A 23425-nucleotide genomic window follows, 5' to 3' on the forward strand; every position below is an offset into this window, starting at 1 on the left:
TACAAGACTACCAATCCATATACCCCATGTTCTTAGAGCATCAATACCAAGTAAACACAAAGCTAAAAAAGGTGAAACTATACTCCACTAAATAATAAAAGAAAAACTCTATTATAAGGGTTTTTCTTTTTTGGAATCGTACTCTTTAATAATATCAATTGGATCAATCGCATCATCATCTTGTGTATATGCCTCTACATAAGGAGTAATTAATTTCTCAAACTGCTTTTCATCATCCACTAGAGCAATACAAGTTTCATACCCTTCAAAATCAGATGGGTATAAATTTGCAACAGCACTACCGGTTTTTAAAGCCTGATCTATCGCATTTTTTAATTCCAATAGACCCTTCCTGTTTCCTAAAATCAATGCTTCTCTGTGATGAGTTTCTTGAGCATATATATTACACATCTCTAAAACATCATCATCGTCTACTTGAATAGACATATAAAAGCACCTCCGAAGTTAAATGTCAACATGCCAAAGAGCCATGACCTCAAACGTCTGATCCCAATAGTGATTGCGGATACCGCAAACAAAAATAGCTCAAACTACTTAACTGTACTTTGCTCCTTTTTATATTTCATTACTTTTATAATTCTATAAACTATTACAGCAACATAGCACACAACTAAGGTAATCAGATATTCAAAAGGAAAATCTCTTTGTACACCTTGATAAAGAAAAATTGCTAAAAGGACTGTAAACAAAATTATTTGAAAAACTTCTTTTTTTATCATCCAAATCCTCCGATATACTTTCACTTACGTTTTATACTTTTAATTACAATCCAGAGAAAGTTATGTTACCGTGAAATTATAAAACAATCAGTTTCAACATTCTACAGTCAGTTCCATATTTAGGATTTAAGTAACAAAATTGAAAGAAATTGAAAGTATGTACTATATTTGTTTTTACCTCAAATTGTTTTCTTCTCTTTCTTCATAAAAACATCTTGAAATTCTTCATACATTTTTTCATCTTTTCAGAATCCATGCTTTATACAGCTCTCGCATAAATATATACAGTGAATTTGGGTAATACCTAGAGTTCCTCTAACTGACATTAAAAGTTTCCTCTTCAAAAAGCTTCATAAATTCATTTGTTTTTTTAGTATCTCTATACGCTGCCATCAAAGCAAATGGAGCATCTAAATATAAAAAAGACTCCTTTATGGCATATTCTTTTACCAGAATACCATAAGAAGCCTGACGCTTTAATCCACTTTATCGTTTTTTAACCAATTAACCTCCAGAGCTACCTCTTGATGCAACTGTTTGGACATCTTCATGTAGAGGTTGAGTCAAACCGTTTGTAAAGAAAAGTGTACCTAGAGCTACCACAGCTAGTGACAATGTAATAAAAACCGACTTCTTCAATTAATTCACTCCTTTTCCTACATACTGGCTTGCGAGTAAGGCTCTTTTATAGTAATTTAATGATTGTTTCAGCAAGCCTCTCCCCTCTAAATATTTCGCCACATCAACCAGAATTTCCTCTAAATCAACCCATATTCTTTTCTCTTCAAGCTCTAAACACAGATTGTTTATATTGTTCAATTGAGATTGATTTTTTTCATACAATCGTTCTTTTAACAATTTAAATTTTATTTGAAAAACGTTATGGTTGACTTGTTCTGATAAAGAAATGCCTAGATCTATCCATTCAATCGCGTCATTACTTTTACTGGAGATTTCTATTCTAGAAAGTTCATATAAACATCTCATCTTCAATAAATCTTGATTTTCGATCTCTTTATAACTCAACGTGCGCCTAAATAGTGCTGATGCTTCTTCTAAATTTTCTTTTTTGCTTTCTAGAAAACCCATATTGTAATATAGATGAATGATTAAATGATTGTCATTAATACTTTCGATCATATTCTCAGCTTCACTAAAAAGAGCTCTTGCTTTATCATATTCAAATTGATCAATTAAGTTTAACGCATGTAGCATCCTACAGTTAATCTGTCTTTTGATATATGTTTCATGCGCATTAAATGTATCACACGCAATTTGTGCATGATATTTTGATAAAAAGGTCATTTTCAAATCATAAAATAGAACTGCGATTTTATAATGAAATTCAGCTTTTTCTATTTCATCATCAACATAAGCCAACTTTTTTTCAGCTATTCTGAAGTAACTTAATGCCTTATCATAATCTTGTAAGTAGTCATGATAGATCCCATTATAAAAGTAGAAGTAATATGACATGAGTTTATTTGTTTTTTCTTCTTTTTCGTCTGGAGCATTCCGCTGAAAGAATGGCTTATCTAAATTTCTGCTAATATTCTGAAGTTTCAGCTTAAGCCTAAAGCTCAACAGTTGATAGTACAAAAGAATATCTTGATTTTCTTCCATTAAATCAATTGCCCTGTCTATGTCATCTTGCATTTCTATAGCTGCCGACAAATCCCCTTTTTGTATCGCAAGATTCCAAGTGTTTAACATGTTTCCTACCTCCTGAGAGGCAATTAATCCTGACATTCCTTTACCCCCTTCTAAACAAATCCCTAGTATAATTCTAACACGCATTTTACAACATATGTAAAGTGAATCTGCTCATAATAGAAATTTTCGGTATCCCGCAAATATGATAATAATTGAATGGTATGCAATTATAAGAGTTGGTTAAAAGAGAGTAGCCAGAAAGGACTTGATACTTATTTCTTTTAGATTGAACACCTTCATTTTTTAAAAAGAAATTCACAAAATATTGTTTTGAAATTGATATAAAAAGACCTGACTGAGTTTCAGCCAGGTTCACGAAGGGGTCAATCTAAATTATATTATAATGAATTCAAAACAGATAATTAAACATCCGTTCTCATTCACTCTTTGAAAATTCACCCTATACAGTACACTCTACATGCTCTAATTTTGCCTTAATCTAAAAAATCAATATTAACAGCGAAATTTCCAGCTGTTACAGTTATCTGAGGAATTTCAGTTTTTTCAAAAATGTCTACAATTTCAAATAATGTCTTTTTTATAATATCGTTACTTGGCATTGTATCTACTCTTAATATAAGGATTGTGTCAATGCTTGCAGCTACTTCATAAAGAACGTCTTCATCTTTAACAGATTCAATATAGCTTTTTATTCTTTTAAAGAACCACTCTACTTCTTCTAAATCTTGTAACGGATATTTAGTAATTTGATGAATATCGGCTGGATCAGGTGCTTCTTTCTCTAAGATCGCTTCAAGTTCTGCTTTAGTTATATATTCCTCTTCTTCTTCTTCGTATTCACCCTCTGCTACTTCCTCGTCAACACTGTACTCAACTGTATAAAGCCCCTCAATGAATTCATCAAAGGAATCTGCTAACTTAAAGTCTTCTTCCATCTCAACATCAAAATAATGAATTGCAGGATTCTCTTTCGTTTTTCGATAATCCATCGTTACCCAAGTGTGACCATCCCCGTTAATTAAGACAAGCCCTTCTGGCAGCTCCCACTCTTTTATCAAATAGGCACTATCCATAATTCCTTCATCTTCAGCAATTCCCAAAAGATGATTAAATTGAATATGATCCTCGGCCCATGAATTAGAGTGAGTGGTTGGAAAAGCATTATGAATGGTATAACCACCATTCTGTTCTAATATGAGCTTTTTATATGTATCTGGCAAAGTGATACCAAGTTTCTTTTCAGCCTTAGCTATTTCTTCTGCGTTGATCTTTTTTAACGTATAGTAACCTTCCTCGTCTATTTCCCAAAATGATTTCAAGGTGATGCCTCCTAGTAAAATATGCACATAAGTATACCATCTTGCTGAGTATATTTTACAATTTAGTCAAAATAAAAGAAGAATATTTGTTACTTAGTCATTCACGCTGTCTATTTTTGTCGAAACGATAGTAAAAAGAAGGTACTTCATGTAAAATTTCCTTTGCACCTAAAAATCAGGAGGATCCAATATGAAGAAATTATCTATATTCATTTTTATTTGTTTAATGATGCTAACAGCTTGCAGTAGCGCAGCATCAAATGAAAAACAGCTCACGACAGCCAATATTATTGAAGCTTTTAAAAGTGCTGGGCTTGAAGCAGAAAAACCATCTGATCTTAAACAAAAAGAGTTTGGAAATATAAGAGAAGAAGGAAAAAGGATTCTCGTTCCTTCCTTAGGTGAAAATGCTGGTGGAAGGATTTTTAAATTTGGAAATGAAACTGATTTACAGCAGGCGAAATCCTATTATGATGAGTTAGGCAATGCTGGATCTTTGTTCTTCTCTCACACCTATTCAAAAGGAAACTTTTTATTACAAATGAACGGTGAAATGAAAGATTCTGAATTTGAAAAGTATAAGAAAGTAATGGATGAGGAAATAAAATAATTTCATATATTTCCAAAAGAAGGAAGGTCAATAAATGTCATCATTTTGGCTGCTAACAGTTATCCTTACGATTGTTATATTGGGTGTTTCTTTGGTCTTTAAAAGAAAGAATGCACCTTTACAGTATGGAATACCATCGATTCTTATTCTCATGAGTATTATCTTATTATTAATAAGTTTTTTCGTAGGAAAGTGGGAAGGTTTAGGACTGGGTGCAATCAGTATATCTTTACTGATTGCATCTGTGATCACTTTAATTATAAATGCCATCTTGAGTTATTTTAGGAGTAAATAACATAGAGCAACTTCCCATTCAGAAGTTGCGTACTTTTTAATCTTCAGGGTACTCAAAGATAACGGACATGCTTTTAAAAGTGCTTCGACCCTTTCAATAATTGGAGGAAATGCTTAAGTGTTACCCTCTTCCCACCTTCCTTACGCTGCGGAATAAGGCTTGGTTCTGCTATATAGTCATTGTCATTTTTGACAGCAACACGAACGACCATATCCTTCCCTAAAATATGCATATGGCCACATTCCTCAGCACCTTTGTTCCGTATCCAGATTACGCCATTGATAAGAGAGGGTGTTTGATTTCTAGTGAGATTCTAATTTGAATTCATTTTTGAAAAAAAATCTTGAAGAACTAATTTTACTGGTGAATTCGCAGTAGTAGCCAACAAATGATTTGCATGCCATTCTATTGGTTTATTACATACCTGATTTGATCCATCTTTCCATGAAACCCTTTCGCCCCAAACGGCAAAAGCATTCCAAGCGCCGCATTCATACTCGCCTCCTGCTGTTCTTTCGAGATCTTTTTCCCAAACATATCTCTACCAGTAATCGCTTCGCTGAAGCCGTTGGTCGCAATGAGGCCGTATAAACCTTTTTGGGATGTCTTTAGGGCATCAAAAGATTTTTGTGACGTCTTGTAGATATCGACCGCTCTGACTGCGGTTGATGTGGCTTGGGTGGTTTTATAGACCGCTTTTCCACCTTTAAAAATGCGCCCTACCCAGCCGACAATTGGGATGTAGCCAGTTGCCGCCATGCCACCTGCAGCGACTCGTTGGCCTGCCGTAAGCTCTTCGCCTGTAATTGGATCGACGCCCGTAGCTGCACGTTTTGCATCATTCACACCGGTTAACTCATTGACAATGTTTCCCCCATAATCAAGGGCTTTTTCATACCAAGGACGGTTGGCTAGCGCTTTTTGTTCCTTTGCGATCTCGTGGGCTTCTTCTTGTTCTTTTTAAATTTTGAGATATTCAGCAGTTTGCTTCTCAATATCGCTTTTTGCCTTGTAGATTTCACTATCTTGAGATGCTTTTTTGTCAAAATTCAGAGGTGAAATGGATTTACCGTCATTCGTGGCATTGATCATTTCTGCATACAATGCCATTGTAGCTTGCTGCTCCGTTTCTGACAAAGCATATTCATCTTTTAAATTTTGATCTAGTTTTATTAAGTCTTTTACTGTCTTTTTTCGAACATCTTCAGCATCTTCTATTTTTTCATCAAAGGTTTTGCTATCGAATACCTCCAGTGAAATGAGGTCATCGATATCTTCAAAAATCGTTTTAAGAGCATTTTTTTGATCCTTCACAATGCTTTTGGCGTTTTTCATGACCATATGTACTGCATTGTCTAAAAAGTGTTCTTCTACAAAGGTGTCCCCGCCAAAGCTCGTATCATCAAGCGTACCAGATACACCATCATGAAAGGCTTTCTGCTTATCGATGAAGCTGATAAACATATCTACATTTCCGGCGAGCTCTTTGTAGAAACTTTTAATGTTATCCGCACCTTTCACAGTGAAATCGTCACTGAGATTTGCTACGCCTTGTAGTGCCTTTTTTAAATCAATCATTTGTTCGCGGAGTTCCTGATAGGATTTCGCCCTTGTATCCATGGCACTTGTTAGTGCTTTTGCATCAAGTATCTTCCCCAGAAGAAGTCACTCCCTCCTATTCATTGACAAGGTCAATTCTACTAACACAAAACTTGTCATTAAATAGGAATAAAGATACAAAAAACACAACATAAAAGCGGGCACCCATTGTGGCACTTAAATTGCCCAATGATCAGCGTCCACAGGTTCTTCTTTCTGGACAAAATATTCATGTTCGCTTTTTCTCGGCAATGCAAATAAAAAAAGTGCCCATAAAAATGGACACTTTGGTTCTATTATTCCCAAAATGCATCGCCTTCAGAATCAATATACTTCTAGAAAAGTTTTAAAGTCTACATAACAGTCTTTAAACAGATAAAGATATCTTCTTCTATATCATTTTATTTATTGTGACGTATCACACAAAAACGTTATGCTTTTATTAAACCATTTTCTTTTAGAAATTGTTCGAACAATGCATCACCTTTATCCTCAATATCTTCATCATCAATATTATACTCTCCAACCAACAAAACAAAATCATCATATTTTTCATATTTTTGTTCAAGTTTTATACCATAGCTTTCTTGATAAAAAAACAATAACCATTTCCCTGAATCTAAACTTTTTAAAAACACTCCTTCATAATCTAAATCATTTTCATAATAGCCTACATGCAAATGCATTGTATCGTCTAAGTTAAGCAACGTTGATCTCCCCTTTAGAAAATAACATGATGATCTTTTAGATTTGGTGGAACATGATAATGCAGAACAGCAGGTCTTCCATGTTTTATAGGTGCATAATCTAGTCTGAATAGTGGTTTTTTTGCTACGTACCTGTATAATGCGCCCTCCTGATCCAGGGCCATCAATAATACGATTTTGAGGCGCCTTTAATGCTTTCTGCACATATGGTCTAGCTACTTTCCATCCTTTTTGCATTCCCTTTTTTCCAACTTGAGAAATTAATAATCTTAAAGCAGCAGCCACCACCGGTATCCACTGACCAGTTACACTGTCTTCTTTCAATTCAGCATTCTGACTCTGTAACGCTAAAGTTTCTTCTATTTCAATAAATACTGGATCATTCAAAAGAAAGTCAAATTCTTTATTAAAGTTTGAAACATCTATACTGGTATCCTCGTATCTTGTTCAATCAATTGATCACTAACCACAAGTTCACTATTCAGTGAAGTTACGCTCTAAGAATATGCTGGAGTCACCGCGGAAAACATAGAATAAAAGACAGTACTACTAAAATAAGCTTATTCTTCATATAAACCCTAGTTTCTCAAAAAAATTTAACTGTATCCATAACTGAATACCCATTTATTTTATCTGAATTTTTGATTTTTTCCCATGATTTTTTAGAGATTGTGGATTTATTATAAGAAGAATATTCTTCAAAAAAGAGAGCAGCAAGACCTGCCATGTAGGCAGCCGCCATTGAAGTACCACTACTATATAAAAAAGAACCATCTTTTGAATAACTTTTTATATAATGCCCCGGAAGTAACACATTTAATCCATTACCTACAGTTGTCCCTTTCCATATATCACCGTTCATATTTAATGCTCCTACAGCGATAACACCTTCAAATTTAGCAGGGTAGAGTATATCACTCTTTTCTTGTAACCCATAATTCCCAACCGATGATATTACAACAATAAGTGCCTCATCCAAATTTTCAGCCCAAGACTTTGGAACAACCAAGGTATTACCACTAAGGAACCTTACTAAAATATCATCCTCGGCTACTTTAAGTACATAACCTGCTTTATTAAGTTGTTCTCTTTTTCCTTTCTTAGATGCTTTAATCCAGTCTCCTTCTAAGAATTTGTTTTTCATCTGATAATCCTCCACCTTTTCCTGATCCGACTAAGCAGTTCATATAGATGAACACGATGTCCATCCTCTAAGCGATAAAGTAGGAACCACCGTTTTGATCGTTTGCGTGCCATCTTAGGCAGCCCCGTCTTCCTCTTCTTTTTAATCATTCTCGTCAGAATCGTCTTGCACACTTTGAGGGCAATCTAATCATTAGTAGCTGCTTCTCATCTTTCTGCATAGGTACAGCTTCGTTGGCTTGGACCTCATACTAGAAAAAATAGACACAGATTCAATGAATAATTATGAAGAGTATATCTCCAAGATAATGGAGTGATTTTTTCATCATTTTTTGTGGGTGAATTGTGGTGGCAGCTTCTTCATTTTGAAATATGAGAAACACCCACAAAAATAAAATCCCCCTGAAGCCAATGGCTCCAAGGGGTTTTCTTTATTAATACTGAGACATATACTGATCGCGTTCCCATGGGTGTACTTGGGTTCTAAACATATCCCATTCGATTTCTTTTGATTCGATGAAGTGCTCGAATAAGTGATCGCCTAGTGCGTTGATCATGACTTCGTTTGACTTGAGCAGCTCAAGTGCTTCTGCAAGTGTTGCAGGTAAGTCAGCGATGCCGTTTTCAAGGCGCTCTTCTTTATCCATGACATAGATGTTTCTGTCGATTGGCGCTGGTGCGTCTAGTTTGTTTTTGATTCCGTCTAGACCTGCTGCAAGTAATACGCTTAGTGCAAGGTATGGGTTTGCAGATGGGTCTACACTGCGTACTTCTACACGTGTGCTAATGCCGCGTGATGCTGGAATACGAATCAATGGGCTGCGGTTTTGTGCACTCCATGCTACGTAGCAAGGTGCTTCATATCCAGGAACAAGACGTTTGTAAGAGTTCACCGTCGGGTTTGTGACCGCTGTGAAGCTTGTTGCGTGCTTCACAATACCTGCGATAAAGTGTCTAGCCGTCTCGCTTAATTGTAAGTCTGCTTTCTCATCAAAGAATGCGTTTTTACCATTTTTAAATAATGATAGGTTACAGTGCATACCAGATCCGTTTACACCGAACAATGGTTTTGGCATGAATGTCGCATGAAGACCGTGCTTTCTAGCGATTGTTTTCACAACAAGCTTGAACGTTTGAATGTCATCACAAGAACGGATGGCGCCTGCATATTTGAAATCAATTTCATGCTGACCAGGTGCTACTTCGTGGTGAGAAGCTTCAATTTCAAAGCCCATTTCTTCAAGCTCAAGCACGATGTCACGGCGGCAGTTTTCGCCTAGATCTGTTGGTGCAAGGTCAAAGTATCCACCTTTATCGTTTAGTTCGAGCGTTGGCTCGCCTTTTTCGTCTAATTTAAATAAGAAGAATTCTGGCTCAGGTCCAAGGTTGAAATCACTAAATCCTAGTTCTTCCATTTCCTTTAAGATACGCTTTAAGTTGTTACGAGGGTCTCCATCAAATGGTGTTCCGTCTGGCTTATAAATGTCACAAATAAAGCGTGCAACTTTACCTTTTTCTGCTGTCCAAGGGAAAATAACAAACGTGTTTAGATCTGGATATAGGTACATATCTGATTCTTCGATACGTACAAACCCTTCAATAGATGAACCATCAAACATACATTTGTTATCGAGAGCTTTTTCTAACTGGCTCACAGGAATCTCAACATTTTTAATTGTTCCGAGAATGTCTGTAAATTGCAGACGGATGTACTTTACGTTTTCCTCATTTACTAATTTTACGATATCTTCTCTTGTGTACTTTGCCATTTCGTAAAACTCCTCCCCTACAAAAGGTAAAATGTGTATAGCAATGCTTTTGCTAATTGGTTAACGGAAGAACCTTGACATATCCCCCTGCCTAAAGGTCGTTCCTTGTTGGAAACGTCCAGCCTGAATGAGTTCCTTCTTCAGTAGCTTCCTGAGTTCATCATCTGTCAAGTTGTGCTTCGCTGTGTTTTTCTCCTCTGTCTTTGTTTCAGACGATGGATTTTCTGCCTCAGCTTTGGCAAAAAGTTTTTTGATTCCTGCCATGTTTACACCTTGTTCGATGAGGTTTTTGATTTCTAGTAATTTATCAACATCATGGAAAGAAAATAATCGGCGATTCCCATCACTTCTAGCTGGAAATACTAAACCATTTTCCTCATAATAGCGAATTTGTCTTGCAGATAATTCTGTTAGCTGCATGACAATCCCAATTGGGAATAAAGGCATTGAGCGGCGAATGTTATCACTCATCTCAACTGTCTCCTCCTCTTTGCTTAAATTTATTATATGTCATGTTATATTATGTGTCAACGAAATGTTAGGAATATTAACATGGATTTTTTTATCGAGCAGGCACTTCAATAAAACCTTGCTCTAATAAGGCATCTACAGCACTGCAAATGGCATTTTTCACATGGGCATACGTGAGACCACCCTGAACATAGGCTGTGTATGGCGGTCTAATCGGACCATCAGCTGATAATTCAATGCTGGCTCCTTGGACAAATGTGCCCGCTGCCATAATCACATCGTCCTCGTATCCCGGCATATAGCTCGCATGCGGTGTGACATGACTGTTAATCGGTGATGCATATTGAATGGCCTGACAAAATGCAATCATTTTTTTAGGGTCTCCAAATTCTACAGATTGAATCAAGTCGGTTCTTTTCGCATTCCACGACGGGTTTGTTTGGAACCCGAGTTTTTCAAGAAAACGCGCTGTAAAAACGGCGCCTTTTAAACTTTGTGCAACAACATGCGGTGCTAAGAAAAATCCTTGATACATTTCCTGGAGCGCATACAGCGATGCACCCGCTTCACTGCCGATGCCTGGAGATGTCATTCGATAAGAGCAAGCTTCTACCCATTTTTCTTTTCCGACGATGTAGCCGCCCGTTTTGGCAAGGCCGCCGCCTGGGTTTTTAATGAGAGAACCTGCTATAAGGTCTGCGCCCACATGACACGGCTCTTGTAATTCAGTAAATTCACCATAACAGTTGTCAACAAACACTATGATGTCCTCATTGATGTCTTTCACAAATGAAATCATTTGTTCAATTTCTTCTATTGTAAAGGATGGTCTTGAAGCATACCCTTTAGAACGCTGAATCCCGATGACTTTTGTTTTTGGGGAAATAGATTCTTTGACTTTGTCGAAATCGACAGATCCATCTTGACGCAAATCAATGGCTTTGTAATCGATCTGAAAATCTTTTAATGAGCCTGTCCCTTCTTTGCCGCGAATCCCGACAATCTCTTCTAGAGTATCGTAAGGTTTCCCCGTCATGTAGATCAATTCATCGCCAGGTCTTAGCACACCGAATAAGGCGATGGAAATGGCATGTGTTCCAGAAATGATCTGCGGGCGTACAAGACCGCTTTCCCCTCCAAATACATCCGCATAGATCTTTTCTAATGTGTCTCTTCCCATATCATCGTAGCCATAACCAGTTGTCGGGTTAAAATGAGAGTCGCTGACTTTATGTTTCCGGTAGCTTTCAAGAACCCGCCACTCATTTTGTTCGCTCTTTCGATCAATTTGCTGATGTATTTGTGAAATGTCTTGTTCTGCTTCTGCTGCTATTTTTTCTAAAATGGTGCCATGTTTTAAAGTGTGAAACATCGTGATTTAATTCCTTTCCTACAACATATACTTCTTGATTTGTCCTAATATGGTTTGCTCCTCACCACTAAATCCAGTGATGTCATAAAGCTCTGCTTCCTTTTGAAATTCCAGTGATTCCACCAAGGTTTCTGACTTTAAGGCAGATATGAGTTTCCCTTCATATGCCGGAATCCTTACATGATATGGCTTTAAAAAATCTTTTTTCAGTTCAGCCATGATATCCGCTTTTAACCGCTTCACATCTTCCTCGCGCCTAGCACTGATTAAAATGTGGCGCTGCTTTGAGGAAGGGATAAAATCCGGCCGGATTTGGTCTTTTTTGTTATAGACAGTCAGCATCGGAATACGGTCAGCTTCTAATTCTTCTAAAAGCTTATGAACCGTTCGTTCGTGCCCTTCATAATCCTCATTCGAAGAATCAATCACATGAAGCAAATAGTCTGCTTCTTTTACTTCTTCAAGAGTGGAACGAAATGCTGCAATCAGTGTGGTTGGAAGGTCTTGAATAAAACCAACTGTATCGGAAATCAGCACACTGTAGCCAGATGCCAATGTCATTTTACGTGTCATTGGGTCAAGTGTAGCAAACAGCAAATCTTCTTCATGGCTATCCGCTTCTGTTAACTGGTTAAACAATGTAGATTTCCCGGCATTTGTGTACCCGACAATAGCGATTTGGAATACGCCATTTTTCTTCCGTCGTTCCCGGTATCTCGTGCGATGTTCTTTGACTGCAGACAGTTGTCCGTGAATTTCGTGTATGCGGTTTCGAATATGACGTCTGTCTGTTTCAAGTTTTGTTTCACCTGGACCTCTTGCGCCAATTCCGCCACCTTGTCTTGAAAGGCTGATCCCTTGTCCACTCAGTCTCGGCAAGGCATACTGAAGCTGGGCAAGCTCTATTTGCAGCTTCCCCTCTCTTGTACGGGCTCTTTTGGCAAAGATGTCTAGAATCAATTGCGTACGGTCAATGATTTTCACATCTAAGGCAGTCGCTAAAGCTTTTAACTGGCTAGGCGAAAGCTCGTCGTTAAAAATAATAACGTCACAGTCTAACTCCTCGCAAAGCACTTCAAGCTCTTCCACTTTCCCTTTTCCGATGTAAGTCGCGCTGTCCTGTCTATTTCTTTTTTGCGTCATGATGCTGACAGCTTCACCGCCAGCTGTTTTGGTTAAGGAAGCTAATTCTTCCATAGAATATTGAAAGCGTTCATCCGTTATATGCGGCAGTTGACAGCCGACAAGGATCGCTTTTTCGATCATTTCATGTTCATTCAACGTCAGTTGTTTCCTTTCTGTACTTAAGTTTCAGTAGTACCATCATACCAAACACACCACACGTATACCACCATTCGGAAGGTTTAATTTCTTGTCTCTTTACAAAAAGGATACGCCATTTCAAGAAGGCGTATCCTCTTTCATTTGCAGATCATGGCTTTTAATCGTAAGTAAATCTTTTTTATCATAATGATCCACAAGAAGCAGCCTCATCGCCTGAGTTCGGATCGCTTTTTCAATGGTGTTTCGCACAAAACGGCCGTTGCTGAATTTGGCAGGACTCGTTGTGCTCTTGATGTGCATTAAATAGTCTCGCAGTTTCCATTCTGCCTCTTGGGTAAAGACATATTCCCGATCGGCCATCATTCGTTTTGCAATATCCATCAGCTGATCGACCGTATAATCTGGGAAATTGATATTGATCGGAAATCTCGATTGCAGACCAGGATTTAGAGAAAGAAAATGATCCATTTCCTTGGAGTATCCAGCTAAGATGAGGATGAATTCATGCTGCTTATCCTCCATATGTTTTACAAGGGTATCAATGGCTTCTTTCCCGAAATCCTTCTCTCCTCCGCGGGCAAGAGAATAGGCTTCATCGATGAACAAAATGCCGCCTAGTGATTTTTTAATCAAATCTCTTGTTTTTTGAGCTGTATGTCCAATGTACTCTCCAACAAGATCTCCTCGTTCTGCTTCAATTAAGTGCCCCTTTGAAAGAACATTCATTTCAAAGAAAAGCTTCCCGACAAGCCGTGCAACCGTTGTTTTCCCTGTGCCAGGATTTCCTTTAAACATCATATGAAGCGCTTGTTTTCCTACCTTTAATCCTTGTTCTTGTCTTTTTTGATTGACAAAAATCCAAGCATAAATTTCTTTTATGTTTCGTTTCATTTCATCCATCCCGACAAGGCTGTTCATTTCTCGTTCTATTTCTCGTAAGATGCTGTGTTTGGCCTCATTTTTTTGCAAAGCCTCTAGGTATTCTGCCTCTGAATCTGCATCAACCAATACTTGCTTCTGTCCATTAAGTATAATGTTGATTTGGCCGTTATTTTTATATGTGACAGCTCGCTCCAACGTATTCACCTCTCGCTCTTCTCTCTTTAATCTATTCGGGTGGAGCTGTAATCGTGACAATCGCCCGCACTAGCATCGGTTTACTGTCAAAATGACCCGAGATACCGGTTATTGTAGGGGATTGTGCGGTTTCCCAGGAAATGATGTGCTATTTCCATTGTATTCATCCATTTCGGGCGGACAAACCAACAATTTGTTTTTTCTTAGAAAAATAGCGCCTTTTCTTCCCAAATTGTGCAGAAAAGAGTCTCGATGATTTCCGCATTTTGTACAGGCAATTTTTCTATTTCCTCATAAAATAAAGACGAGGTGATGAATAGATGGTGAAAATTTTTATTGATCCTGGCCACGGAGGAACAGATTCTGGAGCTGCTGCTAATGGACTTTTGGAGAAAAATATCACACTGCAAATTGCGCTTTTTCTGAGAGATATGTTGATTAGTGAATATGATGGGGTTTCCGTCCGCTTAAGTCGTTCAATTGACCAATCCGTCACGTTATCCCAGCGTACGAATGCGGCAAACAGCTGGGGAGCTGACTATTTCGTGTCTATTCATATTAATGCTGGCGGAGGCACAGGTTTTGAAAGTTATGTGTACCCTGGCGTTTCAGCACCAACCACCACGTATCGCAATGCCCTTCATGATGAGATTGTCCGCTCCGTTGATTTTGCCGACCGCGGCAAGAAAACGGCGAACTTCCACGTTCTGCGGGAAACTTCTATGTCTGCCATTTTAACTGAAAACGGTTTCATTGATACGGTAGCTGATGCAAATAAGCTCCGTAACGCTACTTTCCTTCAAGGGATCGCTCGTGCTCATGCCACTGGATTAGAAAAAGCCCTTCAATTGAAAAAAAAAGCAAGTAACCTATATAAAGTGCAAGCAGGGGCTTTCAAGGTCAAAGCCAATGCGGATGAACTAGCAGCTACACTCAGATCCAAAGGATTTGAAGCGCTGGTCGTACTGGATAGCGGCATGTACCGAGTCCAAGCTGGCGCTTTCCGTTCAAAGCAAAATGCAGATGACCTCGTCGCTCGATTAAAGCAAGCCGGTCACGACGCATTCGTTTTTCAATAATCTAAAAAACAAACCGGCTCAAGTCATCTTTAGAGCCGGTTTGTTGTCTATCCAATTATGCTAAAATGTTCACGACAAATTGAGACCATGTTTCAAGACGATCGAAGTACTCAGGCTTTTTCAAATCTGTTACTTTCATCCATTTGCCTGAGATTTGATCTGTTTCTTTTACTTCTACATGAGCACCCGGCGATAATTCAAGGGCTGATAACAGTCCGATGTGCACACGGCCGACACTATTGTCATCATCATTAATGAGTCCAAGGGTTTTCATCTCAAGTTTGTCTTCTCCTTGAATCGAAAGTTCCTCGTCCAGTTCACGATCGGTATTTTCTTTTAGAATCTCAGCAAATTTTTTTCCTTCAATGAAATTCATATGACCCCCAAAGCCAAGAGATAACTTATGATGTAAGCGAGTCTCTCCCCCACCTTGAAGTCTTTCATATACATACACTTCGTCCTCACGCTTAATGACAACATATGGAATTGGCTGCTTAAAGTCAGGATTTTCTTCTGCATCGCCTCTTCGCATTTGCTCGAAGTGCTCTTCGATTTCTTTCATAATGGTGTTGATTGTTTTCTCTTCACTATTCACACCATTAAACGCAAGTGTTTCGTTTTGGAACACGCGTGCGCGCGGTGCAACTAAAATCATTTCGTCCATTTTTCCCATGTTCGGTAACCTCCAGTATGTAACACATTGTTAGAAATGGCAAAAAGCCAAAACGAGTGATGCGTTTTGACTTTTACGCTTTCCTTATGATTCATCTCCAAAGAAGAAATCGTCATCTTTTAACGGCTCAACTGTTGCCTTTTTGTAGCCATTCCCTTTCATTGAGAAGAAGTCATGTGACTTTGTTTTTGTATTGAGTCCGTTCAATACAATTGGGTTGATCTCTTCTTCTTCAAAGTAAGGGGCAAATCCAAGGTTCATTAACGCTTTATTGGCATTGTAACGAATGAACTTTTTCACATCATGCGATAAATTGACTTGGTCATAAATATCCTCAGTGTAATGAAGTTCATTTTCATAAAGCTCATTAAGCAGATCGATAGAGAAATCATAAAGCTCTTTTTGCACGTCAGGTGTTTGTTTGTTGTAAATTTCTTGTGCTAACAATCCAACATACACACCGTGAATCGCTTCATCGCGCAAAATCAAGTTAATGATTTCACCACTTTGCATGAGCTTTCCTTGCCCGTAGAAATATAGCGGGTAGTAAAAGCCGCTATAGAATAGGAAGCTTTCTAAATACACTGAAGCAACCATTGCTTTAAATAAGGAAATCGGGTCATCCTTTTGAATGGAACGGTACAGACCTACAATCATATCTGCTTTCTTTTGCAAGAATTTATTTTTCTTGACCCATTCAAATACTTCACTAATCGTTTCAGTCGGTGCAAGCGTCATGAAGATATTTGAGTATGATTTTGCATGCACGGCATTTTCCATCATGGCCATAAAGTTTAACACGGCTTTACGTTGATGACCGTCCACATGTTCAGCCACTATCGGCATTCCTGTATTTCCTTGTTCTGTATCAAGTAACGTCAGTCCAGCCAGTACCTTCATGTACGTATCTCGCTCTTCTTCACCTAAATATTTCCATGTCAAGAGATCCCCATTTAAGGAAATCTCTTCTGGAAGCCAGAATTGCTTGACGTTTTGGTTGTAAAACATTTGTGTAAAATCATCTTCGTGTTTTGACCAGTTGGCTGCATCATAAATTTTTGTCACGTTAAACTCTCCTTTAATCAAACAACACAAGAAAGACAGCCTTCCTGCCCTGTATCCTTCGTTCTTGCATAATAAAGTGTCTTAATGCCTTTATGGTGTGCATAAAGATCGATGCGGTTTAAGTCACGCGTTGTCATCGTATCTTTTAGGAATAATGTAAAGCTAATTCCTTGATCGACGTGCTGCTGAATGGTTGCGATCATATCGACTACTTTAAACATGTCCATATCGTATGCTTCTTTATAGAAGAACCAGTTTTGTGCTGAAAGTCCTGGCATTGGATAATACGTTTTGCTGTTTCCGTATGTTCTTTCTTCGATACGTTCCATAATTGGCATTACAGAAGCTGTTGCCGATTGAACATACGAAATAGAACCTGTTGGCGCAATACATAATCGATAGCTATGGTACATGCCATTTTCCGCTACAAAGTCTTTGAGTGCTGCCCAATCTTCTTTTGTTGGAATGTGCATGCCTTCAAATAGCGCAGCCGCTTTTTCTGTTTTTGGAGTGAAATCATTTTCTACGTATTTATTGAAGTACTCACCTGTTGCATAACCAGAGCCCTCATAACGATGGAATGTTTCCCCTTTTTCTTTTGCAAGCTCACTTGAACGCTTAATGGAGTAATAGTTCACCATCATAAAGAACGTATTAGCGAAATCTCTTGCTTCTTCACTTTCATAAGCGATTTGGTTTTGAGCTAAATACCCATGAAGGTTCATCGCACCAAGTCCAATTGACTTCATCGCTTTGTTCGCTTTTCTAACAGCTGGTGCATTGCGGATATCTGTTGTTTCAGACACAAGTGTAAGTGAGTCCGTTGCAAGCTTGACTGTTTTTTCAATGGATTTGTTTTTCATCACGTTCATGATATTTAAAGAACCAAGGTTACAAGAAATATCAAGTCCGATCTCATCATCTTGATCATAGTCCGTGTAAGAAGAGACTTCTGAAGCTTGAAGTACTTCTGAGCAAAGGTTTGAGAATTTCACACGTGAAATATGGTTCAGAGCGTGCTCTCTATTCACATTATCTTGGAACATGATATATGGATAGCCTGATTCTGAGCGCAGAACAGCTAATTTTTCAAGAAGTTTTCTTGGATTGACTTTTTCTTTTTTGACTTTCGGGTTTTCTACAAGCTCGTCATACATTTCTTCCATATCCATCTCATCAAGATGCTGTCCATAAGTTTTATAAACTGTATGAGGATAGAATGTATAAGCTGTTTTATCTTCTCTAGCAAGCTCGATAAATTTATCTGGGATGACGACACCGATCGAAAGTGTTTTCACACGAACATCTTCATCCGCAGAGATTTTTTTCGTATCTAAAAAATCATTAATATCTCTGTGGAAAATATTCAGGTAGGCACTGCCTGAACCTTGTCTTTGTCCCATTTGATCTGCATATCGGAATGCATTATCAAGAAGTTTCATGACGCCTACGACACCTTTGGTCGCATTTTCAACATCTTTGATCGCTTCACCTTTCGCACGAAGCTTTGAAAGGTTCAAGCTAACGCCGCCGCCTAATTTAGACAGCTGCATGGAAATATCAATGGCTCTTGAGATATCGTTTAATGAGTCATTCACTTCAAGCAAGAAGCAGCTCACCAGCTCACCACGTCTTTTACGGCCTGCGTTTAAGAATGTTGGTGTACTTGGCTGATACTCTTGGTTGATCATCAGTTCCACAAACTCAAGTGCTTTCTTTTTGTCTCCGCCCGCAAAGAAAAGAGCCACAACTGAAATGCGGTCTTCATAGCGTTCAAGGATTTTCTTTTTGTCATTTGTTTTCAGTGCATAGTCATTGTAAAACTTAAACGCACTCATAAATGATGGGAATCTAAATTTCTTGGCATATGCAGCTTCAAATACTTCTTTAATATCTGACATGCTGTATTGTCTTAAAAATTCTTCCTCATAGTAGTCGTTTTCTATTAAGTAATCAATCTTCTCTTCTAGATTATGAAAGAAGACCGTGTTTTGATTAATATAATCTACGAAATAACTATGTACAGCTTCTTTGTCCTTGTCGAACTGAAACTTTCCTTCTTTTTGAATCATAATCTCGTTATTTAATTGTATCCACTTTGGAACCTGATTTTGTGACAATTCTTTCTACCTCCTGTGTAAACAATTCAACATCCCTTTTTGTTCCGCTTAGTTCAAAGGTGTGCAAAATAGGAACTTGATATTGTTTAGAAATCGTATCGGCGCTTTTGGCAAAGTTATCTCCCCACACTTTGTTCCCACTCACCGCTACACCTAGTAAAAGGTGCGCATTTTTCTCTAAAAATGACTGAGTGGTACCAGGGACTTGTCCAAATCCTGTCGTAAAGGTGACGAGAATAAACGGCGTATCCAAAAACTCTTCTCCAGTCAATTTTCGTTTGTCTGTAAAAGGGGTCTTGTCCAAAAAGCGTTGAACATTTCCTGTTTTTGAATCAAATACGATTTGAATCAATTCCATCACGACCTAGTTTTTAGTATTGTTGATCATTTCGTTATTCACTATATATAGTATACTATGTTTTTTCAAAACACAATATATAGATGCTCGAAACGAAAAAAATCAACCAACCCGGCCGAACATTCATAGCCGAACTCGTACGTTCAAATAAATAGAGCAGAGCAGGTTCTAAAAATAGACTGCCCTACTCCCTATTCAACTGAAACCGAAATCTATCATAACACGAAAAAAAATCGCTTAGTAGACTAGACTTTTTGTTTTATTTTTTGTAGGCATCGCACTGTAAATCTTCTGACACTTCTGTTATTTCCACTTCAACACCTAATTCTTTGAGCACCGCTTCAAGCGCAGAGACGATCGAGGCTTCTCTTACTAACTCTTTCCCGTTTACAGAAACGCTTGTTCCATATTCGAAACAGGAGTCATCTTCACAAGTTTGTTCCCAATGATTAATTATAATTTTGTGTGTCATGAACTCATCCTTTTCTGTCTAGATGTCTGATGCATGTTTATAGTGTAGCGACTTCACATTCATTTGTAAATTTACGTGCTTACTCTTCATCAAAGTCTTCACTATCACCATCATCTTCATCCCATTCATCTATGTACTTTGTCGTAATGAGCGTCAGCTCTCCTTCTTTTTCATCAAACCGGTATACATGTACTTCATCATCTTTCACAACAGCAATGTGATTATTTTTTAGCGCAACAGATGATGGTAAAAGACCATCAACATGGCTCCCATCATGCTCACTAGAATGGTTATGCCAACTTTCTTGTCTCGTTTCGATGTTCGAGATGGCGCATGATCCAAATAAGACAACGATTCCAATCAAAAGAAGGATCACTCGAATCCTTCTCAATTCAAGCTCTGCATTTTCCATATAAATCCCCTCACCTTTTAAATGTCCAATAAGGATTTATACGCAACTTGGACAGAAAAGTTTCATGGCATACAAAATAGCCCCTCTGCACTGACAAAAAACGTAGCGGGTTTCGGCCGGTTTATTCGCAGCTGCATGGGGCTATTGGTGAAAACGGGTGTTTATTCTAATTCAAGATTTACATTTTTTTGAGGAGCAAATGTTGAAATCGCATGTTTATAAATAAGCTGCTGCTTCCCTTCTGTCTCAAGCAGCACCGTGAAATTGTCAAATCCCTTTACTTGACCGCGAAGCTGAAAGCCATTCAGTAAAAATACTGTGACAAATGTATTGTCTTTGCGGATCTGATTCAAAAATTGGTCCTGAATATTAATCGGTTTCATGTTTCGTCCTCCTTGATTCTGATAACTACAGTTTCGCTTTAAGTCCAAGCTTTCCTGCTATATATGCGAAAATTTCCTCTTTTTTGTCCGAAAAGTGGCAAGGTGGTGTCATATCAAACCAGGTGACATCCATTTTATTACGGAACCACGTAAACTGACGCTTCGCATATCTGCGGGAATTTTGTTTTAATTGCTGGATGGCTTCATCAAGTGAGCAATCGCCTTGAAAATAGGCATACAACTCTTTATAACCAATCGCTTGAACAGACTGACAATCTTTCAAACCAGATTGATAAAGTGCGCTCACTTCTTCAATTAAGCCTTCATCTAACATCATATCAATTCTTTGATGAATGCGCTCGTACAAAAGCTCTCGGTCCATTTTCAGCCCAATGAAGGCAGTGTCATAAAGAGGAACTTCTTGATGCCCGTTTTGCATATCAGACATTTTCTGACCTGTTGTATGGATGATTTCAAGCGCCCTGATCACGCGGCGGACGTTATTCGGATGAATCGCTTTTGCAGCGTCAGGATCGGCTTCTTTTAGCTTTTCATACAGCTTGATCGGTCCATGCTGCTGCTTAAACAGCGTCATCTCTTCTCTAAAAGCAGGATCACTTTTCTCATCAGTAAACGTGTAATCATATAAAACAGACTGAATATATAGCCCAGTTCCACCAACAATCATGGGTGTTTTCCCTCTCGCAGCAATCTCTTTGATTTTTAAGCGGACAAGCTGCTGAAATTCAGCTGTAGAAAACGATTCATCCGGTTGTTTAATATCGATTAAATGGTGCGATACGCCATTCATTTCTTCAGGGGTGATTTTCGCTGTGCCAATATCCATCCCTTTATAGATCTGCATGGAATCCCCGCTGATAATTTCTCCATTAAATGCTTTCGCTATCTCAATGCTCAGCTTTGTTTTTCCGACAGCTGTCGGACCTACTAATACAATCACTGGTTGTTTTTTCATAACATCACTCTCTTTTACAAACTGCCTACAGTATAGCATAACTTCTCTTTCTCTCCTATATACTCCTTGTCACCAGCCAAGTGGTTCATTCCCGACCACTTCATATGTCTTTCCTTTTAAACGGTGCTTATGCGTTGGCCTTTCTTCATCTGGACTGTAAACGACTCCCCCGTATGGAATCGGGACAGAGTCGGTATAGGCAGAAAACGTGACTTCCTCAATTTCATGGTAGTGCGTCCCGTCCACTCTTGGGATAGCAGGTCCAGTGACGCCATAATATCTATGAAAATGCCCTCTTTCAAATGACGTGATCCCCCGGTAATAATGAGTATGTCTGTCGGTACTGCTTCCATTCACAGGCTGAGAAATACCTTCTATTAAATGATAATGTTCTTCTGTTACATCCGTTCGCGCTTTATAAGCATGTGCATGAGGTGGACATTTAGCCCAATCAGACGGATACAGGCCCATTTTTTACATTCCTCCTTATTTTAGGCATTCACCCAAACACAAGTGGGCCACTCGAATACACTGATGTCAGTTACAGTGATTTTATGTGAAAGGAGTCTTTTTTTATGAATTATTTTGACGCACCGTTTGTTCAAGATGAGATGAGAAGACCTTTTGGATTTGGACGCCCTGGATTTGGTTTTGGAAGACCTGGGTTTGGTTTTGGGCGCCCTGGTTTTGGCTATGGGAGACCTGGATTTTTTGGACCGCCATTTTTAGGTGGTTTTGCTGGAGGGCTTCTAGCTGGGTCGCTTCTTGCTCCAGGATATGGCTATGGTTATCCTTATCCACCGCCATACCCGCCATATGGACCATACCCTTATTATTAAATATGACGATTTAGTGAAAACATCCTCTTATAAAATGAATCGATTGACACATTTGTTTTTCATAGGTTAACATTTACTTTACCGACCGTTCAGTAAAGTAGGTGTTTTTTTTATGTCTAAAACGAAAAAAGAACAAATTTTTGAGGCAGCAGCTCACACCATTCTAAAAGAAGGATTGAGTCAGCTCACCCTTCAGCAGGTGGCAGAACATGCAAATATGACCAAAGCCGGGCTACTGTATCATTTTTCGAGCAAGGAAGACCTGATCCAGCAAATGAATGAGCATGCGGTTGCCTCTTTTCGTCAGCAGCTTGACACGTATCAGGAAACATACAAAAACGAAAAGGCGCCTTATGTACGTGCCTATATATTGGCCACATTAAATGATCTTGATAGGCAAAACACCACACAGCTATGTACAAGTATGCTGGCAACCATGTCATTTGATGAAGCGTTATTAAATCCTTGGCGTCATTTTTATGCGGAATTTAAAGAAAAAGCAGCCGAGGAAATCAATGACCCTGCACTTAGCCAATTGATCCGTCTTGCCTGTGATGGCATATGGTTTTCAGAAATGTTTCAGCTTGAACCATTGAATCGAGAGGAAAAAACCCTTTTACTTCATCGGATTTTACACATTTTAGAGGAGGGATGATGATGATCCTCGGATATCTTTTTTTGGCTATCGCCATTTTTTCAGAAGCGATTGGGGCAGCGATGCTGAAACTATCAAATGGTTTCACACGCTTTAAACCTAGCGCTGTCGTTGTCGCTGGCTATACACTTGCTTTTTACATGCTGTCATTGACCCTAAATATCATTCCACTTAGCATGTCTTACGCCACATGGTCTGGGGTAGGTACCGTCCTCACGGCTTTTTTTGGCGTGCTCTTTTTCAAAGAAACCTTGAACCGTCAAGCACTTATTGGAATGGCAATGCTTGTTTCAGGGGTCGTACTATTAAATATGTCTTAAAGGATGTGAAGTG

Annotated in this window: 27 protein-coding genes and 1 pseudogene; 6 read left to right on the top strand and 22 right to left on the bottom strand. The window is 38.6% G+C overall.

The window, feature by feature from the left end; genetic code table 11:
• Positions 1-111 precede the first annotated feature (111 nt).
• From ES896_RS16735 to ES896_RS16750, 5 genes are all read right to left on the bottom strand, one after another.
• Entirely contained in the window at positions 112-447 is a 336-nt protein-coding gene (locus tag ES896_RS16735) for a hypothetical protein (RefSeq protein ID WP_135227061.1), read from the bottom strand.
• 104 nt (positions 448-551) lie between these two features.
• A complete protein-coding gene (locus ES896_RS16740; protein ID WP_017357918.1) occupies positions 552-740 on the bottom strand; it encodes a hypothetical protein in 189 nt (62 codons plus the stop codon).
• A 504-nt stretch (positions 741-1244) separates the two neighbouring features.
• Positions 1245-1379, bottom strand: a complete 135-nt coding sequence (locus ES896_RS20440; RefSeq protein ID WP_265153863.1) for a hypothetical protein — start codon at positions 1377-1379, stop codon at positions 1245-1247.
• Positions 1380-2489: a response regulator aspartate phosphatase gene (locus ES896_RS16745; protein ID WP_135227062.1), complete on the bottom strand. Its 1110-nt coding sequence runs from the start codon at positions 2487-2489 to the stop codon at positions 1380-1382.
• A gap of 398 nt (positions 2490-2887) precedes the next feature.
• Positions 2888-3733: an SMI1/KNR4 family protein gene (locus ES896_RS16750; protein ID WP_135227063.1), complete on the bottom strand. Its 846-nt coding sequence runs from the start codon at positions 3731-3733 to the stop codon at positions 2888-2890.
• 190 nt (positions 3734-3923) lie between these two features.
• Between ES896_RS16750 and ES896_RS16755 the strand changes: the two genes are divergently transcribed.
• Both ES896_RS16755 and ES896_RS16760 read left to right on the top strand, forming a co-directional pair.
• Positions 3924-4343 (top strand): stress protein, encoded by a 420-nt coding sequence (locus ES896_RS16755; protein WP_135227064.1) that lies wholly within the window; start codon positions 3924-3926, stop codon positions 4341-4343.
• 34 nt (positions 4344-4377) lie between these two features.
• Positions 4378-4638, top strand: coding sequence for a YesK family protein (locus ES896_RS16760; RefSeq protein ID WP_135227065.1), 261 nt, complete (start codon positions 4378-4380; stop codon positions 4636-4638).
• Positions 4639-5073: 435 nt separating this feature from the next.
• On the opposite strand, the pseudogene ES896_RS16770 reads toward ES896_RS16760, so the two are convergent.
• The 8 genes and pseudogenes from ES896_RS16770 to spoVK form a co-directional block, all read right to left on the bottom strand.
• Positions 5074-6297: pseudogene (locus ES896_RS16770) on the bottom strand (ribonuclease YeeF family protein); the annotation flags it as partial.
• A gap of 371 nt (positions 6298-6668) precedes the next feature.
• The gene (locus ES896_RS20340) at positions 6669-7331 is read right to left on the bottom strand and encodes a DUF3986 family protein (protein WP_235690794.1); all 663 of its coding nucleotides are present in this window, start codon (positions 7329-7331) and stop codon (positions 6669-6671) included.
• 199 nt (positions 7332-7530) lie between these two features.
• Positions 7531-8088, bottom strand: a complete 558-nt coding sequence (locus ES896_RS16780; RefSeq protein ID WP_046343583.1) for a S8 family serine peptidase — start codon at positions 8086-8088, stop codon at positions 7531-7533.
• 433 nt (positions 8089-8521) lie between these two features.
• Positions 8522-9856, bottom strand: coding sequence for a type I glutamate--ammonia ligase (gene glnA, locus ES896_RS16785; RefSeq protein WP_007499421.1), 1335 nt, complete (start codon positions 9854-9856; stop codon positions 8522-8524).
• 60 nt (positions 9857-9916) lie between these two features.
• On the bottom strand, positions 9917-10327 hold the full coding sequence (locus tag ES896_RS16790) for a MerR family transcriptional regulator (protein WP_135227066.1): 411 nt from the start codon (positions 10325-10327) through the stop codon (positions 9917-9919).
• 91 nt (positions 10328-10418) lie between these two features.
• A complete protein-coding gene (locus ES896_RS16795) occupies positions 10419-11699 on the bottom strand; it encodes a methionine gamma-lyase family protein (RefSeq protein WP_135227067.1) in 1281 nt (426 codons plus the stop codon).
• A gap of 18 nt (positions 11700-11717) precedes the next feature.
• Positions 11718-12980 carry a GTPase HflX gene (gene hflX / locus ES896_RS16800; protein WP_045035118.1) on the bottom strand — a complete coding sequence of 421 codons (1263 nt, stop codon included), beginning with the start codon at positions 12978-12980 and terminating at the stop codon, positions 11718-11720.
• A gap of 120 nt (positions 12981-13100) precedes the next feature.
• Positions 13101-14060: a stage V sporulation protein K gene (gene spoVK / locus ES896_RS16805; RefSeq protein WP_008344008.1), complete on the bottom strand. Its 960-nt coding sequence runs from the start codon at positions 14058-14060 to the stop codon at positions 13101-13103.
• A 320-nt stretch (positions 14061-14380) separates the two neighbouring features.
• Here spoVK and ES896_RS16810 point away from each other — a divergent pair, with 320 nt between their 5' ends.
• Positions 14381-15139: an N-acetylmuramoyl-L-alanine amidase gene (locus tag ES896_RS16810; RefSeq protein ID WP_008344009.1), complete on the top strand. Its 759-nt coding sequence runs from the start codon at positions 14381-14383 to the stop codon at positions 15137-15139.
• A gap of 55 nt (positions 15140-15194) precedes the next feature.
• On the opposite strand, the gene ES896_RS16815 is transcribed toward ES896_RS16810, so the two are convergent.
• The 9 genes from ES896_RS16815 to ES896_RS16855 all read right to left on the bottom strand — a co-directional run bounded on the left by ES896_RS16815 (position 15195) and on the right by ES896_RS16855 (position 22069).
• Positions 15195-15812: a hypothetical protein gene (locus ES896_RS16815; protein ID WP_135227068.1), complete on the bottom strand. Its 618-nt coding sequence runs from the start codon at positions 15810-15812 to the stop codon at positions 15195-15197.
• Positions 15813-15896: 84 nt separating this feature from the next.
• Complete coding sequence (gene nrdF / locus ES896_RS16820; RefSeq protein WP_008344010.1) at positions 15897-16877, bottom strand: class 1b ribonucleoside-diphosphate reductase subunit beta; 981 nt, start codon at positions 16875-16877, stop codon at positions 15897-15899.
• A 17-nt stretch (positions 16878-16894) separates the two neighbouring features.
• The gene (gene nrdE / locus ES896_RS16825; RefSeq protein WP_019743850.1) at positions 16895-18997 is read right to left on the bottom strand and encodes a class 1b ribonucleoside-diphosphate reductase subunit alpha; all 2103 of its coding nucleotides are present in this window, start codon (positions 18995-18997) and stop codon (positions 16895-16897) included.
• Entirely contained in the window at positions 18957-19349 is a 393-nt protein-coding gene (gene nrdI / locus ES896_RS16830; RefSeq protein ID WP_017359034.1) for a class Ib ribonucleoside-diphosphate reductase assembly flavoprotein NrdI, read from the bottom strand. The genes nrdE and nrdI overlap by 41 nt, the downstream gene beginning before the upstream one ends.
• A 265-nt stretch (positions 19350-19614) precedes the next feature.
• Entirely contained in the window at positions 19615-19827 is a 213-nt protein-coding gene (locus ES896_RS16835) for a hypothetical protein (protein WP_099496523.1), read from the bottom strand.
• Between the two features lie 79 nt (positions 19828-19906).
• Positions 19907-20239: a YmzC family protein gene (locus ES896_RS16840; RefSeq protein WP_035391989.1), complete on the bottom strand. Its 333-nt coding sequence runs from the start codon at positions 20237-20239 to the stop codon at positions 19907-19909.
• 161 nt (positions 20240-20400) lie between these two features.
• Positions 20401-20622 carry an RNA chaperone Hfq gene (hfq, locus tag ES896_RS16845; RefSeq protein WP_003211269.1) on the bottom strand — a complete coding sequence of 74 codons (222 nt, stop codon included), beginning with the start codon at positions 20620-20622 and terminating at the stop codon, positions 20401-20403.
• A 25-nt stretch (positions 20623-20647) separates the two neighbouring features.
• Positions 20648-21598: a tRNA (adenosine(37)-N6)-dimethylallyltransferase MiaA gene (gene miaA, locus ES896_RS16850; protein ID WP_008344013.1), complete on the bottom strand. Its 951-nt coding sequence runs from the start codon at positions 21596-21598 to the stop codon at positions 20648-20650.
• A 69-nt stretch (positions 21599-21667) separates the two neighbouring features.
• Positions 21668-22069, bottom strand: coding sequence for a YmaF family protein (locus tag ES896_RS16855; protein WP_007499437.1), 402 nt, complete (start codon positions 22067-22069; stop codon positions 21668-21670).
• Between the two features lie 104 nt (positions 22070-22173).
• Here ES896_RS16855 and ES896_RS16860 point away from each other — a divergent pair, with 104 nt between their 5' ends.
• The 3 genes from ES896_RS16860 (at position 22174) to erbA (ending at position 23412) form a co-directional block, all read left to right on the top strand.
• The gene (locus tag ES896_RS16860) at positions 22174-22437 is read left to right on the top strand and encodes a hypothetical protein (protein WP_017359036.1); all 264 of its coding nucleotides are present in this window, start codon (positions 22174-22176) and stop codon (positions 22435-22437) included.
• Positions 22438-22549: 112 nt separating this feature from the next.
• Positions 22550-23092, top strand: a complete 543-nt coding sequence (locus ES896_RS16865) for a TetR/AcrR family transcriptional regulator (protein WP_008344015.1) — start codon at positions 22550-22552, stop codon at positions 23090-23092.
• 2 nt (positions 23093-23094) lie between these two features.
• On the top strand, positions 23095-23412 hold the full coding sequence (gene erbA / locus ES896_RS16870) for an SMR family multidrug efflux transporter EbrA (protein ID WP_017367286.1): 318 nt from the start codon (positions 23095-23097) through the stop codon (positions 23410-23412).
• Positions 23413-23425: the final 13 nt, after the last annotated feature.

It is taken from the genome of Bacillus sp. 005/A4HT-01/001 (genome assembly GCF_004634445.1).
Taxonomy (GTDB): Bacteria; Bacillota; Bacilli; order Bacillales; family Bacillaceae; genus Bacillus; species Bacillus altitudinis.

What these genes read in the sequence shown, in the direction of transcription:
- ES896_RS16810 (WP_008344009.1), top strand. Translation starts at nt 14,381, where the DNA reads ATGGTGAAAATTTTTATTGATCCTGGCCACGGAGGAACAGATTCTGGA.
- ES896_RS16780 (WP_046343583.1), bottom strand. Translation starts at nt 8,088, where the DNA reads ATGAAAAACAAATTCTTAGAAGGAGACTGGATTAAAGCATCTAAGAAA.
- glnA (WP_007499421.1), bottom strand. Translation starts at nt 9,856, where the DNA reads ATGGCAAAGTACACAAGAGAAGATATCGTAAAATTAGTAAATGAGGAA.
- ES896_RS16790 (WP_135227066.1), bottom strand. Translation starts at nt 10,327, where the DNA reads ATGAGTGATAACATTCGCCGCTCAATGCCTTTATTCCCAATTGGGATT.
- ES896_RS16840 (WP_035391989.1), bottom strand. Translation starts at nt 20,239, where the DNA reads ATGGAAAATGCAGAGCTTGAATTGAGAAGGATTCGAGTGATCCTTCTT.
- ES896_RS16740 (WP_017357918.1), bottom strand. Translation starts at nt 740, where the DNA reads ATGATAAAAAAAGAAGTTTTTCAAATAATTTTGTTTACAGTCCTTTTA.
- ES896_RS16745 (WP_135227062.1), bottom strand. Translation starts at nt 2,489, where the DNA reads ATGTCAGGATTAATTGCCTCTCAGGAGGTAGGAAACATGTTAAACACT.
- ES896_RS16860 (WP_017359036.1), top strand. Translation starts at nt 22,174, where the DNA reads ATGAATTATTTTGACGCACCGTTTGTTCAAGATGAGATGAGAAGACCT.
- ES896_RS16865 (WP_008344015.1), top strand. Translation starts at nt 22,550, where the DNA reads ATGTCTAAAACGAAAAAAGAACAAATTTTTGAGGCAGCAGCTCACACC.
- ES896_RS16835 (WP_099496523.1), bottom strand. Translation starts at nt 19,827, where the DNA reads ATGACACACAAAATTATAATTAATCATTGGGAACAAACTTGTGAAGAT.
- miaA (WP_008344013.1), bottom strand. Translation starts at nt 21,598, where the DNA reads ATGAAAAAACAACCAGTGATTGTATTAGTAGGTCCGACAGCTGTCGGA.
- ES896_RS16795 (WP_135227067.1), bottom strand. Translation starts at nt 11,699, where the DNA reads ATGTTTCACACTTTAAAACATGGCACCATTTTAGAAAAAATAGCAGCA.
- erbA (WP_017367286.1), top strand. Translation starts at nt 23,095, where the DNA reads ATGATCCTCGGATATCTTTTTTTGGCTATCGCCATTTTTTCAGAAGCG.
- ES896_RS16760 (WP_135227065.1), top strand. Translation starts at nt 4,378, where the DNA reads ATGTCATCATTTTGGCTGCTAACAGTTATCCTTACGATTGTTATATTG.
- ES896_RS16755 (WP_135227064.1), top strand. Translation starts at nt 3,924, where the DNA reads ATGAAGAAATTATCTATATTCATTTTTATTTGTTTAATGATGCTAACA.
- ES896_RS16735 (WP_135227061.1), bottom strand. Translation starts at nt 447, where the DNA reads ATGTCTATTCAAGTAGACGATGATGATGTTTTAGAGATGTGTAATATA.
- hfq (WP_003211269.1), bottom strand. Translation starts at nt 20,622, where the DNA reads ATGAAACCGATTAATATTCAGGACCAATTTTTGAATCAGATCCGCAAA.
- ES896_RS16855 (WP_007499437.1), bottom strand. Translation starts at nt 22,069, where the DNA reads ATGGGCCTGTATCCGTCTGATTGGGCTAAATGTCCACCTCATGCACAT.
- ES896_RS16815 (WP_135227068.1), bottom strand. Translation starts at nt 15,812, where the DNA reads ATGGGAAAAATGGACGAAATGATTTTAGTTGCACCGCGCGCACGCGTG.